The sequence below is a fragment of the Sinomicrobium halophytocola genome (assembly GCF_052983395.1).
In genome coordinates this window covers 107408-123472 of the sequence record NZ_JBRKIT010000048.1, presented here as the reverse complement: position 1 = coordinate 123472, position 16065 = coordinate 107408, and the positions used below count along the sequence as shown (strand labels likewise).

14 protein-coding genes are annotated in these 16065 nt (G+C 42.0%); 11 read left to right on the top strand and 3 right to left on the bottom strand.

Going from position 1 to position 16065, the window contains the following annotated elements:
- Positions 1 to 357 precede the first annotated feature (357 nt).
- Entirely contained in the window at positions 358 to 1995 is a 1638-nt protein-coding gene (locus ACVBDY_RS21505) for a sulfatase family protein (protein ID WP_447177535.1), read from the bottom strand.
- A 412-nt stretch (positions 1996 to 2407) separates the two neighbouring features.
- On the opposite strand from ACVBDY_RS21505, the gene ACVBDY_RS21500 reads away from it, so the two are divergent.
- Positions 2408 to 3763 (top strand): serine hydrolase domain-containing protein, encoded by a 1356-nt coding sequence (locus ACVBDY_RS21500; RefSeq protein ID WP_447177534.1) that lies wholly within the window; start codon positions 2408 to 2410, stop codon positions 3761 to 3763.
- Between the two features lie 503 nt (positions 3764 to 4266).
- Here the strand turns inward: ACVBDY_RS21500 and ACVBDY_RS21495 are convergent.
- Together ACVBDY_RS21495 and ACVBDY_RS21490 are read right to left on the bottom strand one after the other, a co-directional pair.
- A complete protein-coding gene (locus tag ACVBDY_RS21495) occupies positions 4267 to 5181 on the bottom strand; it encodes a helix-turn-helix domain-containing protein (protein ID WP_447177533.1) in 915 nt (304 codons plus the stop codon).
- Positions 5182 to 5256: 75 nt separating this feature from the next.
- The gene (locus ACVBDY_RS21490) at positions 5257 to 6093 is read right to left on the bottom strand and encodes an SDR family NAD(P)-dependent oxidoreductase (protein WP_447177532.1); all 837 of its coding nucleotides are present in this window, start codon (positions 6091 to 6093) and stop codon (positions 5257 to 5259) included.
- 308 nt (positions 6094 to 6401) lie between these two features.
- Between ACVBDY_RS21490 and ACVBDY_RS21485 the strand changes: the two genes are divergently transcribed.
- The 10 genes from ACVBDY_RS21485 (at position 6402) to ACVBDY_RS21440 (ending at position 15853) form a co-directional block, all read left to right on the top strand.
- Positions 6402 to 6821 carry an OsmC family peroxiredoxin gene (locus ACVBDY_RS21485; protein ID WP_447177531.1) on the top strand — a complete coding sequence of 140 codons (420 nt, stop codon included), beginning with the start codon at positions 6402 to 6404 and terminating at the stop codon, positions 6819 to 6821.
- 196 nt (positions 6822 to 7017) lie between these two features.
- Positions 7018 to 7878 (top strand): helix-turn-helix domain-containing protein, encoded by an 861-nt coding sequence (locus ACVBDY_RS21480; RefSeq protein WP_447177530.1) that lies wholly within the window; start codon positions 7018 to 7020, stop codon positions 7876 to 7878.
- 200 nt (positions 7879 to 8078) lie between these two features.
- The gene (locus tag ACVBDY_RS21475) at positions 8079 to 8483 is read left to right on the top strand and encodes a hypothetical protein (RefSeq protein WP_447177529.1); all 405 of its coding nucleotides are present in this window, start codon (positions 8079 to 8081) and stop codon (positions 8481 to 8483) included.
- A 78-nt stretch (positions 8484 to 8561) separates the two neighbouring features.
- Positions 8562 to 10499, top strand: coding sequence for a protein-disulfide reductase DsbD family protein (locus tag ACVBDY_RS21470; RefSeq protein ID WP_447177528.1), 1938 nt, complete (start codon positions 8562 to 8564; stop codon positions 10497 to 10499).
- Between the two features lie 249 nt (positions 10500 to 10748).
- Positions 10749 to 11279: a peptide-methionine (R)-S-oxide reductase MsrB gene (msrB, locus tag ACVBDY_RS21465; RefSeq protein ID WP_447177527.1), complete on the top strand. Its 531-nt coding sequence runs from the start codon at positions 10749 to 10751 to the stop codon at positions 11277 to 11279.
- Positions 11280 to 11375: 96 nt separating this feature from the next.
- Positions 11376 to 12377 (top strand): hypothetical protein, encoded by a 1002-nt coding sequence (locus ACVBDY_RS21460; RefSeq protein ID WP_447177526.1) that lies wholly within the window; start codon positions 11376 to 11378, stop codon positions 12375 to 12377.
- Positions 12378 to 12522: 145 nt separating this feature from the next.
- Positions 12523 to 13011, top strand: coding sequence for a hypothetical protein (locus ACVBDY_RS21455; RefSeq protein WP_447177525.1), 489 nt, complete (start codon positions 12523 to 12525; stop codon positions 13009 to 13011).
- A 288-nt stretch (positions 13012 to 13299) separates the two neighbouring features.
- Complete coding sequence (locus tag ACVBDY_RS21450) at positions 13300 to 14199, top strand: helix-turn-helix domain-containing protein (RefSeq protein ID WP_447177524.1); 900 nt, start codon at positions 13300 to 13302, stop codon at positions 14197 to 14199.
- Between the two features lie 79 nt (positions 14200 to 14278).
- Entirely contained in the window at positions 14279 to 15112 is an 834-nt protein-coding gene (locus ACVBDY_RS21445; RefSeq protein WP_447177523.1) for an SDR family NAD(P)-dependent oxidoreductase, read from the top strand.
- 12 nt (positions 15113 to 15124) lie between these two features.
- Positions 15125 to 15853: an SDR family oxidoreductase gene (locus ACVBDY_RS21440; RefSeq protein ID WP_447177522.1), complete on the top strand. Its 729-nt coding sequence runs from the start codon at positions 15125 to 15127 to the stop codon at positions 15851 to 15853.
- Positions 15854 to 16065: the final 212 nt, after the last annotated feature.

Below are 16065 nucleotides of genomic sequence, written 5' to 3'. Positions count from 1 at the left end.
GGATGGAATGAGCGGTTTTCCTCAATATCATTCTATTTATGGTCTGTTAAAATAATCGGTAGCTTCAAATATCGAAATCGGATTAAACCCTGTAAGAATTGTACAGCCCTCAGTATGTTGTATATCCTTCTCTGTGGGCTTAAGGGGCTTGAGCGAATGGACTGAGTAAAAACTTTTATAAGTCACAATGCAAAATCAGGGGTATTCTTATTGCTTAAGTGCTTCTTCCGAATAACAGAAATTTATAAAAATAGAATTAATGTATTCCTCAAAACAGAAAGAGGTCCCGTATCGGGACCTCTTATGTAAATAAAAAAGGACGTATTTCCGGATTTTTCCGGAGCGGTTCTTAAAAAGCTATTCCCGGCCCCCTACAGAGGATTCACCTGGTTTTGGGAATTTCCGGATGGGGGAATACCTTTTATAACTGTCAAAAATTTCCGTATCCGGTCCAACGACCCTGGGATCCTTCGTCCTTTCCAATTCGTTGTGCAGTTCTTTTTTCAACCGTGCTTCCTCTGCCGCAAATTCGGGTAACCCGGCAAGGTTGTCCAGGCAATACGGATCTGTTTTGATCGCATACAGTTCAAACTCCGGTCTTTTGTCCACGGCCAAATCCAGAAATGGCTTGATATCCGTATCATCGGCATGTTCCAAAAGGTAAGTCTTGGCAGGGCAATCATCGATATCGGTATAGGCGCCCTGGGGCATATATTTTCCGTCGTCCCCAATGCCGTTCACGGGGAGCAGTTGTAAGGTATCCCCGGGATCAAATTTTTGAGGCGCGCCCGCAGGCCACCGTTCCGGCCGCATGTTCCAGATATAGAGGAAATCCCTGCTGCGTATAACACGTTGAGGATAGCCCCGATTCTTATACCTGGAGGAGGAATGGCGCTCCCGCCCGGAAAAAGCATAAGTATTCACTCCTTTCACATAACCTTCCTTGTTTGAGGTCAGTATTTCCAAAAAACTCTTTCCCGTAACCGGCATCATATCCTCGGGGCTTTTATTGGCGATCTCCAAAATGGTCGGGGCTATATCCACAAAGGATACCGGATCTTCGATGACCCGGCCCCCCGGAAATTTTTCGGGATAACGAATGGCCATAGGTACATGGATACCGTACTCATAGCTATTAGCCTTAGCCCGGGGAAACGGTTTGCCGTTGTCCGCGGTTACGATTACAATGGTATTGTCCAGTTCCCCGATGTCTTCCAAATATTGTAAAATATCCCCGAGGTGCCGGTCAAACCACTCCACTTCAACGGCATAATCCAACAGATCGCCCCGGATCTCATTATTATCCGGAAGAAACCCGGGCACTTCTACATCTTCCCGGTGTTTTCCCATCCTTTTCCAGGAACCTTTTTCATAAGGTCTATGGGGTTCATGTGCTCCGAACCAAAAGAAGAAGGGTTTGTCCTTCCTTACGTTTTCCATAAAGTATTTAAAATTCCCATAATAGTCGGTACCGCTCATTTTATCGGCATACCCTTCCAGGCCCGATTTATCTTTCTGACTATAGTTTATATTAGAATGGGCAATACCCCCCGCATCCGTAACCCGCCATAGCGAATCATTGTCATCCCTGGCATATTGAAAAGGACCCACTCCTTTACCGGTACGCCCTGTACTATATCCGCCCTTGTCCAGTTCATCAATAAAAGAGACGTATTTTTTAAGCCAGGAAGAAGCGTGCTGGCCGGATTGCTCGTTTTGCCAGGGATAGCGCCCGGTTACGATAGAACTCCTGGACGGGGCACAGCCCGGTGATCCGGCAATGCAATTGGCAAAATAAACGCCTTCGCGGGCTACCCGGTCAAAGGCCGGGGTATTGACAAATTTGCTGCCTGCAAAGCTGGTATGGGCAAAGGATTGGTCGTCACTGATCACAAAAAGTATATTGGGGCGTTGTGGTTCCGGTTTCATTTGCCGGCAGCCCGATCCGGGCAGTATTGCCAATAACAACACGATAAATCGAAGGTTTTTCAACATGGTATTTTCTTGAATGGGTTTTTCGTAGATGACAAAAATTACAATTGATTTGCAGCTGACACCCTGAGTTAAAGATAGCCAATAGACCGTGATACCGGGCACTCATTTAACCGCTAAGGTTTTTCTGCCGTAGCACGAAGATAGTAAATTACAATGAGCTATAGGGCACGGTATTGTGGCGTTGTTTTTTATCCCTCTCCATGCGGGCAAGGACATTTATGAAACGAAGTTTGATGTAGTACTCATGCATCCTCATGGGTATTCTTTGCTGAAATGTTTGTGTAGAGTAAATTCTGTTATAGGGAATTGTACAGGAAATTTCTTCCTGGACGAAAACATGTATATTTCTTTTTATTATGTAAATTTGAGTATCGTGTATCATGCCATTTAACAGTCTCTAACAACTGAAGAAATGTATAAACTGTTCCTTTCTTTTTTAATTTCGTTACTGACCGTAACAATCTCTTACGGCCAAAATCCGGATATTGAAAAGCAACTTGATGAGCTTTTTGCCAGAGAATTTAAATCAACAGAACCCGGCTGTGCAGTACTAGTGACAAAGGGAGGACAAACAGTTTATAGAAAAGCTTTCGGCAGCGCTGACCTTGAATTAAATGTTCCTATCCGCCCTGATATGGTTTTCAAACTCGCCTCCATTACCAAACAATTTACGGCTGTCGCCATTCTTCAACTGGCAGAACAGGGTAAAATTTCTTTACAGGATAGTTTACAAAAATTCATTCCAGATTTTCCTTCAAAAGATCATACGATAACTATAGAGAATTTATTGACACATACATCCGGCATCAAAGATTACATGCAAATTGATTATCCGGATCCATATATGGAACGGTGGGACTTTACCCCTAAACAATTAATTGATAGTTTTCGGAATTACCCTTTACAGTTCAAACCAGGCACTAAATATTCATATAGCAATTCGGGTTATTATTTACTGGGTTATATCATCCAAAAAGTTTCCGGAAAAAGTTATCAAAGCTATGTGCAGGACAATATTCTCAAACCATTAGGATTGGACCATACATATTTTGAGATCGGGGACATCATTATACCTGGTAGGGTTAATGGTTATCGGAAAGAAGGTGCCGTTTTTAAAAATGCGGATTACTGGAGCCCGACAATAACGTATGCGGCAGGCGGCTTACTTTCCAATACTGAAGATTTGTTCAAATGGTTTAACGGACTTTTAAGCTATGGAATTTTAAAAAAGAAGTCGTTGGAAAAGGCTTTTACACCGTTTAAACTTAAAGACGGCTCTGTAATTAGTTATGGTTATGGATGGTATGTAGAAAACTTGGGCGGCATCAAATCCATTGAGCACGGTGGCAAATTGAATGGGTTTGTAAGTAACCAAATCTATTATCCCGAACAGGATATTTTCATTGCAGCCCTGTTCAATAGTGAGGATGCACCAAGGGACCGAATATCCAATGTGATTTCGGAAATCGTTTTGGGGCAACAATTACAAACGGAAACCCAATTGGATCAAAATATTTTAAACTCCTATGTAGGCACTTACTCACTTACAACAAATCCTGAACGGACTATTACAGTTTTTGAAGATAATGACAAACTACATGCAGAAATTTCTGGACAAAGTACTTTTGAAATACTGTTTCAAACTGCGACAAAATTTCAACTAAAACATCTAAAGGGCATGACCGGTGAATTTATTAGTGATAACGATATTGTTACGAAGATCATGGTTAATCAAAACGGGCAATTTGAATGGACAAAAATCAAATAAGTACGCCAAACAGTAGTAGCCACTCTGTTTGGTACGGACAGTGAACTTTATTGAAGCGGAACAAATTTCCTCAAGATTACAACTCTACATTAAAATGGTAATCAGCGGAATGAAAGCTCCGGTTATATTATAATATGTGTAATTCTTTTTATTGCTATTCTCAAAGAGTTTATTATGACTGTTTAGCACAGTATGAAAAAAACGATCAGAGAGGCACATTTGAATTCGAAATGATGAAGTTGAACCTTTCCCGTTTATTAATTATGGGCATCAAGCTGTTTACAACAACATCAAACCAGAGATTAAAGAACCACACCACTTATTCGACTTCCTGAATATTTCTGAAAAGCAGGAAGACGGTTTGATCGAAACGTTGGGTGGTTTGCTTCCCGAATCCCGGGGTGAAGATTACGAGGAACAGAATTTGGCTAAAAGAGTGAGAAAGAAGTCCAAAAAGAAAAACAGAAGATAGGATTTAAAGACTTTATCTGTTCCTCGTTACCTCAATAAAACGAAGTTCTAAACTCCAATGGTGTCTGATTTGTTTTTGATTTGAATAACCGACTGAAAGATTGTGGTTGTTCAAAGCCCAATTCATAGGCAATCTCGCTAATGGAAAGGGTAGAGGTGGAAAGGCTTTCTTTAGCCTGTGCAATTAACTTTTCGTGGATGTGTTGCTGCGTAGTCATTCCGGTTAAGGATTTGAGCAGGCTTCCCAGGTAATTGGGAGAAACATTCAGTTGTTCTGCCAGATATTGAGCGGTAGGCAATCCTTTATTCACCAAAGTTTCAGAAAAATACTCATCCATAATGACTTCCAGTTTTTCCAGAATTTGATGACTGCTTTTTTTACGGGTAATGAATTGTCTTTGGTAAAAACGTTCGAAATAACTGAGCAATAATTCAATTTGTGCAATGATGATATTTTGGCTGAACTTGTCAATATTACTGTGGTATTCACGCTGGATATTCCGCAGGATATCAACGATAATGGCTTCCTCCTTTTCGGATAAAAACAGGGCTTCATTAACATGATAACCAAAGAATTCATATTTTTTGATGGTCTTTGCCAATGCCGTATTCCAAATAAAATCCGGGTGTATGCATAATAAAAAACCGTTTGGACGCACTATGGGTTTTTCGGTGGACAGGTGTACCAATTGACCGGGAGAAACGCAGGCGATTACGCCTTCGTCAAAATCGTATTGCTGCTGCCCATACCTGAATTTCCCCTGAATGTTTTTCTTCAGCCCAATGGTATAAAAATGCTGTACCCAGCTGATTTCTTTTTCGTCTGTTTGATAGTCTACCAAACCGTAATCGACCAAACTGATTAACGGATGTTCAGGTTTTGGCAATCCGCTGATCCTGTGGAAATCGTTGAGTGTTCTTAAAGTATGTACGTTCTTTTGTTTCATTAGTTATCAAATTTAAGTAAATAAAAGAGATGAAAAACCGCAATTGTTTTTCATCTCTTTTATTATTGCAGGGTTTTAATAATCAGTTGATTTGCTCAATTGTTCATTAGCTTTTAATTGTTCTTGCAATACCGCAATTTTGTTGTTGGCCATTTCGAAGGAATCACTTCCCATAAAGAAATGCAACGGAGGATTTTCCATTTTTGCAAGAGAGATAAAAGCCCGGGCGGCCTTATCCGGGTCTCCGGGTTGATTGCCGATAATTTGTGTCTTGTGTACTTTTTCCGATTCTCTTGCTACGGTATACGCTTCGATCGGATTTTCTGCCAAATATAAAGAGCCTTGCAAAAGAAAATTCGTATTGAAATACCCGGGATAAACAATGGTCGATTTGATGCCGAATGCTTGTGTTTCTGCCGAAAATGCTTCTGTCAATCCGGCTACCGCAAATTTAGTCGCATTGTAAATTCCCCACCCGGGGAAAGTGCCCGAAAATCCTGCAATGGACGATATGTTGATGAAGTGCCCTGTTCTTCTCTCTCGAAAATGTGGGGTCGCCTGGCGCATTACATGGAGCAGCCCAAAGACATTCACATCAAAATTGCGACGTCCTTCTTCATCGGTCAATTCTTCAATAGTTCCCAATTGGCCATATCCGGCATTGTTGATTACCACATCAATTTTACCAAAATAACCGATCGCTTTACTTACGGCATTTTTAACGCTCGTCTCATCTGCCGGGTTGACTTCCAACGGAAGAAAATCAGCAGCATCTCCAATTTGCTCTTTTACGGATTGAAGTGTCCTGGAAGTGGCGGCTACGGCATAATTTTGAGCCAATAATTCCTTTACCAATGTTAGTCCCATTCCTTTTGATGCTCCGGTTACAAACCATACTTTTTTAGTGTCCATTTCTTTAATTTTTAGGATTACATGACAAAAGTATTTCGGGAACATGCTGTATACGTAGCTGAAACCCGGATTTGCATACCCGAATCAACGATTGGTTTACGGGTGACTGTTTTGTTTTACGTACTAAGTGAGATTTAAATGCTCCGTCCCCGGTATCGGGATGCCCCGAGGTCGTTGACTTCTACGCCGGCTTACGATCGGCTGAGCCAAATTCCCTAATAATTGACCCGATTCACAAAACCTTTCCGGTTGTTGTATTGCAATTTTGCATGGTCAATATCGACGATCAAACTTTTAATAATAAAAAAATGAAGCGAACAGCGAAAGCACTTTGGACAGGTAGTATAAAAGAAGGCAAAGGCGAATTAACGACGCAAAGCGAAGTTTTAAATAAAACCAATTACAGTTTTAAAACCCGTTTTGCAGGGGAAGAAAAGGGGACAAATCCGGAAGAGTTATTAGCGGCGGCACATGCGGGATGCTTTACTATGGCCGTTAGTCTTGCCTTGACAGAAAAGGGACTGGTGGCAGAATCATTGAACACGAAAGCTACGGTATCTATGGAAGACTTTAATATCACAGCTGTGCACCTGTCCGTTACCGGAAATGTACCGGGCATTAGCGCGGAAGAATTCGAAGCCATCACGAAAGCGGCAGAACAGGATTGTTTAATTTCTAAAGTATTGAAGATACCTGTGAGTTCGGATGCCCGTCTTGTGTTGTTATAACGGAGTCGGATAAATAGGTTTTACAATAGTGTGTTAACAGTGCCTCATTCGGTTTTTTTGGTTAAATTTGATTGAATGCCGAATGAGCGCTGTTTATTTCATATCCGGAGGTATAACCAGTTTGTTATCAATAGAAAGGAATCAAAATAACGGGCGGATACCTGGTCCCGGGCTACAATTAAAACATTTCAGATAAATGGTTATCGACTATAAGAAAATTGATTTGTTTGGAAAACAATTCATCCAGAAGGTGGTCTTAGAACCTCCTTTTGAATTTGCTTTCCCCGTTTCGGAACAAGCTTGTTTTTTATATATGTTAAAAGGGGAGATGCAATATCGGTTTGATGATGATCATATCACTATTCCCACCAATTATTCACTATTGCTCAACTGCATAAACTCCGGGAAACAGATACACGATTCGAATGCCGGCGGCAATGGTGAGATTGTAATTGTTACTTTCCATCCGGATATCTTAAAGAAAATTTACGAAAGAGAGCTTCCTTTGCTGCTTCAGCCCAGTAACAAAATAACCAATCAATCAAGCGGAAAAATAAATAACGACTTTTTGATCCAAAAGTATATTGAAGGCCTCCTCTTTTATTTTGAAAATCCATCTTTGGTAAATGATGAGATTTTGATCCTGAAATTAAAGGAGATCATCCTTTTGCTATCGCAAACACAAGATGCCGAAACCATACAGGTCATCATATCCCAGCTTTTTTCGCCGACAACCTATACGTTCAAACAAATTATAGAGGCAAACCTGTTTTCCCGGGCCAGTGTCGAAGAGCTGGCACAAAAAACGAATTTAAGTGTTTCTTCCTTTAAAAGGGAATTTAAAAAATTGTACAATGATTCTCCGGCCAGCTATATCAAAACCAAAAGGCTGGAAAGAGCCGCTGAACTGCTTTTAGTTTCTGCTGAACGTATTACGGACATAGCCTTTGACTGCGGGTTTAATGACCTGGCCAATTTTACGAAAAGTTTTCACGATAAATACGATACTACGCCTACGAATTACCGTTTAAAGCCGAATAATAAGAATAGACAATAGCGAATACGGGAACTTAGCGTTTTTGTGTATTTCTGATGTCGCCCCTTAAAGCCCGGCAAAAAGCATCCTTAAAATCCCGTTTTAAGGATGCTTTTTTTTGAACCAAATTGCCAGATAATTGGGCCGATTCACAAAACCCTTTGCCCTTTTGTGCCGCAACTTTGCATAGTCAATAATGGCATAACAAAATTTAATAGACAATGAAAAATTTAAAATTAGTTTTGGTAACAACCTTATTTACCATGGTACTTTCAGTAGGCGCTTTTGCACAAAGTTCTCCAAAAATTATCGGGGTAGTCAATCAAGCCAACTGGTGCAGTGTCTGCAAAGCTCATGGGGAAAGAGCTACGGCAGCTTTAATGGAAAACAACAAAGATGGCGCCTATCAATTTGTAATTAACGACATTTCCAATGCCGAAACTGCAAAGAAATCGGCCGCGGAAATTGAAAAACTAGGACTGACAAAAGCCATGGAACCATACAAGGCAACGGGTATGGTATGTTTGTTTGACGCAAAAACCAAAAAGCCCATCAACCAATTACTCATAGCACTTTCCAGTGAGGATATTGGCAGGGCCATGGAAATGTTTAAAAAGGGCAGGTAATACTGCCTGCCAGTACTATTATATGGCAGTCCTGCCTCTGGCCGGACTGCCTTTTTCCGCAATAAAAACAATTAACATATGTCTATAGAGAAAAGAACAGTTCTTTTTTCAATATTTCTTGTATGTTTTTCGGTATTTCCATGCTTAGGTCAAATACAAGAGAATCCCGTACAATGGAAAACATCAATTGAAAAAGGAAAGGGCGATACGTTAGTAGTCCGTCTAAAAGCAACTATACAGGAAGGCTGGCATATCAACAGCCAATTCAACGGTATACAAGACGGGCCTTTGCCCACGATTTTCGACTTTGAAAAATCGGACCGGTACATCATGGCAGACCACGTGGATGAGCCCAAACCATTGAGCCGTATAGAGAAAGCCTACGGGGATCAGGCACTGTATTACTTTGAGAATGAGGCCGCATTTACGCAAAAAATAATACCTGTAACAAATGACAGTATTACCGTTAAAGGAACCATTACCTATATGGCATGCAGCAGTACGATGTGTTTACCACCGGAAACGGAAGAAATAACATTCGCGTACCAACCGGAGCATCGACGGTCTGCAACCAAACAATACGTCTTACCTGTAAAAGAAACTAATTTGTGGTGGATTTTCTCAGGCGGATTACTGGGTGGATTTTTAGCATTGCTTACACCATGCGTATTTTCAATGATACCGCTTACCGTAAGTTATTTTACCAAAAACGGAGGTGTCCGGAAAGCCGTTATATATGCGGCATCTATTGTCGTTATATATGTGACCCTCGGGCTGACGATTACATTGACATTAGGCCCCGATGCCCTTAATGCACTGGCAAGTAACGGCATAGTCAACTTTATTTTCTTTTTGATATTCGTTGTATTTGCCATTTCATTTCTAGGAGCGTTTGAAATAACCCTGCCGAATAGCTGGCTTAATAAATCAGACAAAATGGTTGACAAAGGCGGACTCATCGGAATATTCTTTATGGCTTTTACTTTGGCACTGGTATCGTTTTCATGTACAGGTCCAATTATCGGGAGCTTGTTGGTTGAAGCTGCAATTAACGGGAATATTACCGGTCCTGCTGTCGGAATGTTTGGATTTGCGCTGGCGCTGTCTATTCCGTTTATGCTCTTTGCCGCTTTCCCGGGGATGCTTAAAAAATTACCAAGATCAGGGAGCTGGCTTGGTAAAGTAAAAGTGATATTGGGATTTCTGGAATTGGCCCTGGCCCTGAAATTCTTGTCCGCTTTTGACCTGGTATACCAACTGGGGATCTTAAAACGAGAGCTTTTTATAGGGGTTTGGATCGTTATCTTTTCCTTGTTTGGGTTTTATATGTTGGGCAAACTAAAATTTGACGATGATGAACGCAAATCAAAAACATCGATAAGCGGGTTGATATCAGCTGTTTTGATATTCAGTTTTGTGGTGTACCTGGTCCCGGGACTATGGGGAGCTCCCGTAAAATTAGTCAGTGGATTTTTACCTCCTTCATTTTATAAGGAATGGCGTAAGAATACACCAACAGCCGACTCGAATATCAATAATACCGCGATAGAAAAACACGCCCGGACTTGTCCGCAAAATCTCAATTGCTTTCACGATTACGAAGAGGGTCTGGCGTATGCCAAAAAAGTGAAGAAGCCCGTCTTGCTTGATTTTACAGGCTGGAGCTGTGTCAATTGTCGTAAGATGGAGGATAATGTGTGGAGTGATGAGGCGGTCTGGAAAAAATTGAATGAGAACTATGTGTTGATTTCACTGTATGTGGATGATACCAGCCCTTTGCCCCGGGACGAGCAGGTAATTTCTACCACAACCGGCAAAAAAATAAGGACGGTGGGTAATAAATGGAGTGATTTACAAACGACTAAGTTCCGAACCAACTCACAACCTTACTATGTGGCGATCGATACCAGTGGTACAATGCTGACCAAACCTGTGGCGTACGAACCCAACGCCGTAAAGTATACGGCATTTTTACAAAACGGTATTGAGAATTTTAATTCGGCAACCCCGGAGTAAGCACACGAGACATACAGGAGAACACTAAAAAATACTTTGACCCGGCCCGACAACGCATTTTGCCGCATCCCGGTTGTTATCGGAACGGCACGGCACATGTATGTCTCACCCGGTGCGTAAATATAAATTTTGATTCAACACGTTTTGAACCGAATTGCCAAATAAGTGAGCCGATCCTCAAAATCCTTTTCGTCCTTGTATTGCAACTTTACCACGTCAATAGTGGCATAAGATTTTGAAAATTCAAATATGACAAAATTAAAAAAATTGAATTGCGTATGGTTCATTATAATAGCCTTCAGCGGTTATGCCCAGAACCTGAAGTCGGATAACGGACATGAAAACAACCCATATTATTCAACAACGGACACTGCAAAACTGAACGTGTCCGATGCCGAATGGAAAAGAATACTCCCCGGGGATCTCTATCTGGTGGCCAGGAAAAAGAACACGGAGAAAGCATTTACGGGAAAATACTGGAAAAGCGAGACCAAGGGAGTTTATTACTGTGCAGCCTGTGGCAATGTGCTTTTTAAATCGGATGCCAAGTTTGCCAGCAGTTGCGGTTGGCCCAGCTTCTATGAGCCGCAGAGAAAAAACAGTGTACGGTATCAGGAAGATCATTCACACGGAATGACCCGTACGGAGGTGCTTTGTGGCCGCTGTGATGCCCATCTCGGCCATATATTTAATGATGGTCCGCCACCAACTTACAAAAGGTTTTGTATGAATTCCGTCAGTCTTGACTTTGAACCGGACAAAACGCCTTCCGGCAGGTAACCTTTAAAGCGCATCCGTAGTTTTCTTCAAATAAAAATTCCGGTTAAACATGCGGAAATTTAAAATTATCAAGCATTTCATTCATAAGTAATAAACATGAAGTTACAAGTTCTTTTGTTTTTTATAGTACTGTGGTCGTGTAGTATACGGGCACAGAACATGGTAAGTATGGCTTCTTTACACCCTGAAACTGACACCATCAGTGTCAATAAGAAGGAACTCGCCATTCGTTATCCGGATTTAAGGCAATTCAACGTTGCGGTAAGTAGTTTCGATTATAGTGATTTTGATGCAAAATCGGATGATAACCGTTTTGCCGGAGGAAGAATAAAAACCGAACGCATAAGCTCTTTTTTCAATACACCGGCTGTTAAATGGAAAGGTAATTCCTTATCGGCCACGGTCGGTTATACCCATACATCAACGGAACTGAAAGACATTACCAATGAACTTCCGGAAGTGCAGTTAATGCCTTTAACCGCTGATAAAAGCACGATTGACGTGGCTTTGAATTATTCCAGGTCAGACAGTATATTCAATCACCCGATTATTTATTCATTAGTAGCAAGAGGTATAACCGATGGCCTGAACAGTATTCGTCGTTTTAATTTTAACGGGAGTTTCAGTTTACCCCTGAAAAGAACGGAAAATACCACATTCTCTGTTGGTCTATTGGTATTGATCGACCCTTCTTCGCCCATCCCCGTCGAACCCATTGTGAACTATTATCATAAATTCGCTTCATCCGGAATTGAATTAATCGTAGACCTTCCCAGGGGGATTAACCTGAAAAAACAAATAGCCGGGAATGCCTGGGTGATAATCGGTTCTGACCAGCATTCGTATACTACTTTTTACGATCGCCATAATGCGTTTCTCGATGGCAAGGTAAGTTACAATACCATAGAACTGAAAAGCGGGGCGGCATTTGAATACCTGTTTGCGAAAAATATTATGCTGAGTCTAGGTGGTGGTTTTAACAGCTTTTTATCTTCCAGGCTTTTTAAAGACGGAGAAGACTACAGTAGCGCTTCTATAAAAAGTACGAACAAAAGTGTTCCTTATGTGAACCTTAGTTTATCACTTTTATCTTTCTAGAATACACTTTCGGGAGCTAAACGTTTTAGAGCATTGTCTTTGAACCATATTGCCAAATAATTGACCTGATCCATAAAACCATTCTGTTTTTTGTATTGCAATTTTGCCTTATCAATTAAAGACATTCAAATTTAAAATCAAGATCATGGGATTATCAAATTTAGGGATTTTTCACACCGTTATAGGTGTTGTGGCCATTGCAGCGGCTGTTATAGGGTTTTTAAAAGGCGGTAAAATAGACTTAAGCCGGCTTACCGGCAGGATATATTTTTACTGCACACTTGTCGCTTCACTAACAGCTTTGGGATTATCCAGGCATGGCGGATTTAATCCGGGACATGTTTTTGCCATATTCATTGTGCTTCTGGTCGTGACAGCTTACTTTTTGTATGCTAAAAAACAAGGAAATAACAGGGCCCGCTTTTTTGAGAACTTCTGCCTGTCGTTTAGTTTTTTCTTATCATTGGTTCCTACCGTTAATGAAACTTTTACACGGGTTCCGATCGGACATCCTTTAGCTAAAGGCCCCACAGACCCGTTAATCGGTAAAACACTTCTTGCGCTTTTAGTGCTGTTTATTGCAGGTTCTGTCTATCAATTCAGGAAGCAAAAGAAAATTTACAGGTCGGTATAACTTCAAAAAAGTAAATGCCCGGGGCCGGACGGAATTTCATTACTCCTGTTTTTTATCTTGTAATTAACAACTTCTATAGTGCTATATAAGCGGGGGTAACAAGGTCGTTCCCGGGCCCGGAGTTACCGAGTTATTGCGTGTAGCCTGAATAACCCGTTGACTTCGTGCCTTTCTATATCTCCGGACGAACGGCCAATATCCATGAGCATGCCTGCATCAAAAAAGTATCATGTCATGGATAAACACCGGTTTTTGGTAAAGATTTACGGAATTCACTAAATTTGTATTATGCCGGCTACCAAAAATCTTGAAGCGTTTTACGCACATAAATTTCATAACACGCCACCGTTGCCACCCACCGGAGCAGGAGATTTCAATGTTTTCCGCCTGGCAGACCTCAACGGTGGCAGACCACCGGCACCATACGCACGCTACGATTTTTTTAAGATCATGCTGATCCGCGGGGCGCATCGCTGTCATTATGCGGATAAGAGCATCGCCCTGGGCGGTAACACACTCATTTTTTTCAACCCGACCGTTCCTTATCAGTTTGAGCGACTGGAAGAACAGTCTACCGGATTTTTCTGTGTTTTTAAGGAGTCGTTTTTCACAGAAAAACTCAGGAACGGAATCCACGACCTGCCCATGTTTGCCCCGGGCAGGAAACCTGTATATGACTTAAACCAAAGGCAGGAAAAAGAGGTCGCCGACCTGTTTGAGAAAATGTTAAGCGAAGCCGGTTCTGATTATCGTTTTAAATACGACCTGTTGCGCAATTATGTCTCCGAACTCATTCATTTTGCCATGAAGATCGAGCCGAGTGAGCAGCTGTATCATCACCCGGATACCAATGCCAGAATAACTTCCGTCTTTACCGGTTTACTGGAACGCCAGTTCCCGATCGAATCACCGGAACAGTATCTTAAGATGCGTTCAGCAAGAGATTTTGCCGGGAAGCTCGGACTTCATGTGAACCATCTCAACCGCGCTGTCCGGCTGACCACCGGAAAAACAACCACCAAACATATTACCGAGCGAATGGTAGCCGAGGCGACGGCATTATTAAAACATACGAATTGGAATATTTCCGAGATCAGTTATAGTCTGGGCTTTGCACAGCCATCACATTTCACTTACTTTTTTAAGAAGCATACCAAGGTCACACCTACTTCCATCCGACTTGTTTGAATTTCGATAGTATCCGTTTGATCCGGGTAAACAGCCGGGCCTTTACCTGCTATACCTTTGCCATATAAAAATAATCGTTATGGATAATAAAAAAGTATGGTTTATCACAGGTGCATCAAAAGGCCTGGGACTAGCTTTAGTTAAACAATTATTACAAGCCGGTCACCAAGTGGCGGCAACTTCCCGAAACACCAAAAGTCTGACCGAGGCCGTGAACTTCAACAGCGATGCGTTTCTGCCGCTAGAGGTAGCTTTGGGCAGCGATGAAAGTGTAGCCGCGGCTATTCATGAGGCCCATCAAAGGTTTGGCAAGATTGACGTGGCAGTCAATAATGCGGGGTATGGTATCGGCGGTACTATGGAAGAACTGACGGACAGGGAGGTACGTGACAGTTTTGACGTCAATGTATTCGGCACCGTCAATGTCGTTCGCCATGTTTTACCTATTATGCGCGGACAGGGCGACGGTCATATCATCAATATTTCTTCTATTGCCGGTATAACACCAAGTACAGGTTGGTCGGTATATGGTGCAACTAAACACGCCGTAATAGGCCTGACTGAAGTTTTAGCTGATGACGTCAAAGCTTTTGGGATTAAAGTAACCCTTATAGCCCCGGGTAGTTTCCGCACTAACTTTAATAATCCGGATGCTCTGGTTTTGGCCGGAAAGAAAATCGATGCCTATGCTGAAATTCATGCATCATTAAAACGATTTGCGGGAATGAGCGGCAGCCAGGCCGGCGATCCTGAAAAGGCCGCAGCGGTCATGATCGGAATTACCGGAATGCCCGAGCCGCCGGTGTACCTCCTTTTAGGCAGTGATGCCTATGCACGTGCGTTGGGTAAACTGGAGCTGTTGGAAATGAGTTACAAGCAATGGGAAACATTGACAAGATCAACCGATTATTAATCATGGATAGCTATGCAAATATCAAATAACAAGATTTTAATTACCGGTGGTGCGAGTGGCATTGGCCTGGGGTTTACAGAACTATTTATCAAGGAAAACAATACCGTGATTATTTGTGGCAGGCGACAGGAGGCACTCGATAAGGCGGCCAGCCGGTTTCCCGGCGTGATCACGCGTCAATGCGACCTCGAGATCGAAAAAGAAAGAACCGCCCTGTTTGAATGGGTATCCGAAAAACACCCTGATCTCAATGTCCTGATCCATAATGCGGGTATCCAAAACTGGATGAAAGTTATCGGAGAAGACTTCTTCGAAAAGGCCAAACAGGAAGTGGGTATCAATATTCTCGCACCACTTCACCTGACCGGGCTTTTCCTGGGACTTCCGTCACTGACAACCATCATCAACATCACATCGGGGCTGGCATTTGTGCCGCTCACCCGCGTACCGGTATACAGTGCAACCAAGGCGTTTTTCCGCTCGTTTACGCTTTCGTTGCGGCATCAGTTACAGGATGCCGGAATAGAAGTTATCGAGGTCATTCCGCCTAAACTGAATACCGACCTCGGTGGAAAAGGCCTGCATGATGATGCCCCGCCGGTAAGGGAATTTCTCGAATCGATATTCACGCAATTAAAAAATGGCGATACTGAACTTGGTTATGCGCTCAGTGCTCAGCAGGTCAAGGTTAACAACACCGCGATACAAGAACATTTTATGACACTGAATACGGGCGGCTGAACCTATGCTAATATTGTATTAACGAAATAAGTAAACGGACGTTTCACCTTTAGCTTGATGTTCATTTTCTTATTAAATGTAGGGATTTTTGCTCCTTCAGAAGCTAAATGCTGTTTTAAAGCACCAAAGTTGGCAAGAGACAAGATCTGCTCTTTAAACCAAAAAACTCAGGATATTTTCTGCCTTTTGGATTTAAAAAAGTGTTTGGTCTT

Coding starts and splice junctions, on each gene's coding strand:
- ACVBDY_RS21475 (WP_447177529.1), top strand. CDS start 8,079: ATGAAAAATTTAAAATTAGTTTTGGTAACAACCTTATTTACCATGGTA.
- ACVBDY_RS21485 (WP_447177531.1), top strand. CDS start 6,402: ATGAAGCGAACAGCGAAAGCACTTTGGACAGGTAGTATAAAAGAAGGC.
- ACVBDY_RS21460 (WP_447177526.1), top strand. CDS start 11,376: ATGAAGTTACAAGTTCTTTTGTTTTTTATAGTACTGTGGTCGTGTAGT.
- ACVBDY_RS21490 (WP_447177532.1), bottom strand. CDS start 6,093: ATGGACACTAAAAAAGTATGGTTTGTAACCGGAGCATCAAAAGGAATG.
- ACVBDY_RS21450 (WP_447177524.1), top strand. CDS start 13,300: ATGCCGGCTACCAAAAATCTTGAAGCGTTTTACGCACATAAATTTCAT.
- ACVBDY_RS21495 (WP_447177533.1), bottom strand. CDS start 5,181: ATGAAACAAAAGAACGTACATACTTTAAGAACACTCAACGATTTCCAC.
- ACVBDY_RS21445 (WP_447177523.1), top strand. CDS start 14,279: ATGGATAATAAAAAAGTATGGTTTATCACAGGTGCATCAAAAGGCCTG.
- ACVBDY_RS21470 (WP_447177528.1), top strand. CDS start 8,562: ATGTCTATAGAGAAAAGAACAGTTCTTTTTTCAATATTTCTTGTATGT.
- ACVBDY_RS21480 (WP_447177530.1), top strand. CDS start 7,018: ATGGTTATCGACTATAAGAAAATTGATTTGTTTGGAAAACAATTCATC.
- ACVBDY_RS21440 (WP_447177522.1), top strand. CDS start 15,125: ATGCAAATATCAAATAACAAGATTTTAATTACCGGTGGTGCGAGTGGC.
- ACVBDY_RS21455 (WP_447177525.1), top strand. CDS start 12,523: ATGGGATTATCAAATTTAGGGATTTTTCACACCGTTATAGGTGTTGTG.
- msrB (WP_447177527.1), top strand. CDS start 10,749: ATGACAAAATTAAAAAAATTGAATTGCGTATGGTTCATTATAATAGCC.
- ACVBDY_RS21505 (WP_447177535.1), bottom strand. CDS start 1,995: ATGTTGAAAAACCTTCGATTTATCGTGTTGTTATTGGCAATACTGCCC.
- ACVBDY_RS21500 (WP_447177534.1), top strand. CDS start 2,408: ATGTATAAACTGTTCCTTTCTTTTTTAATTTCGTTACTGACCGTAACA.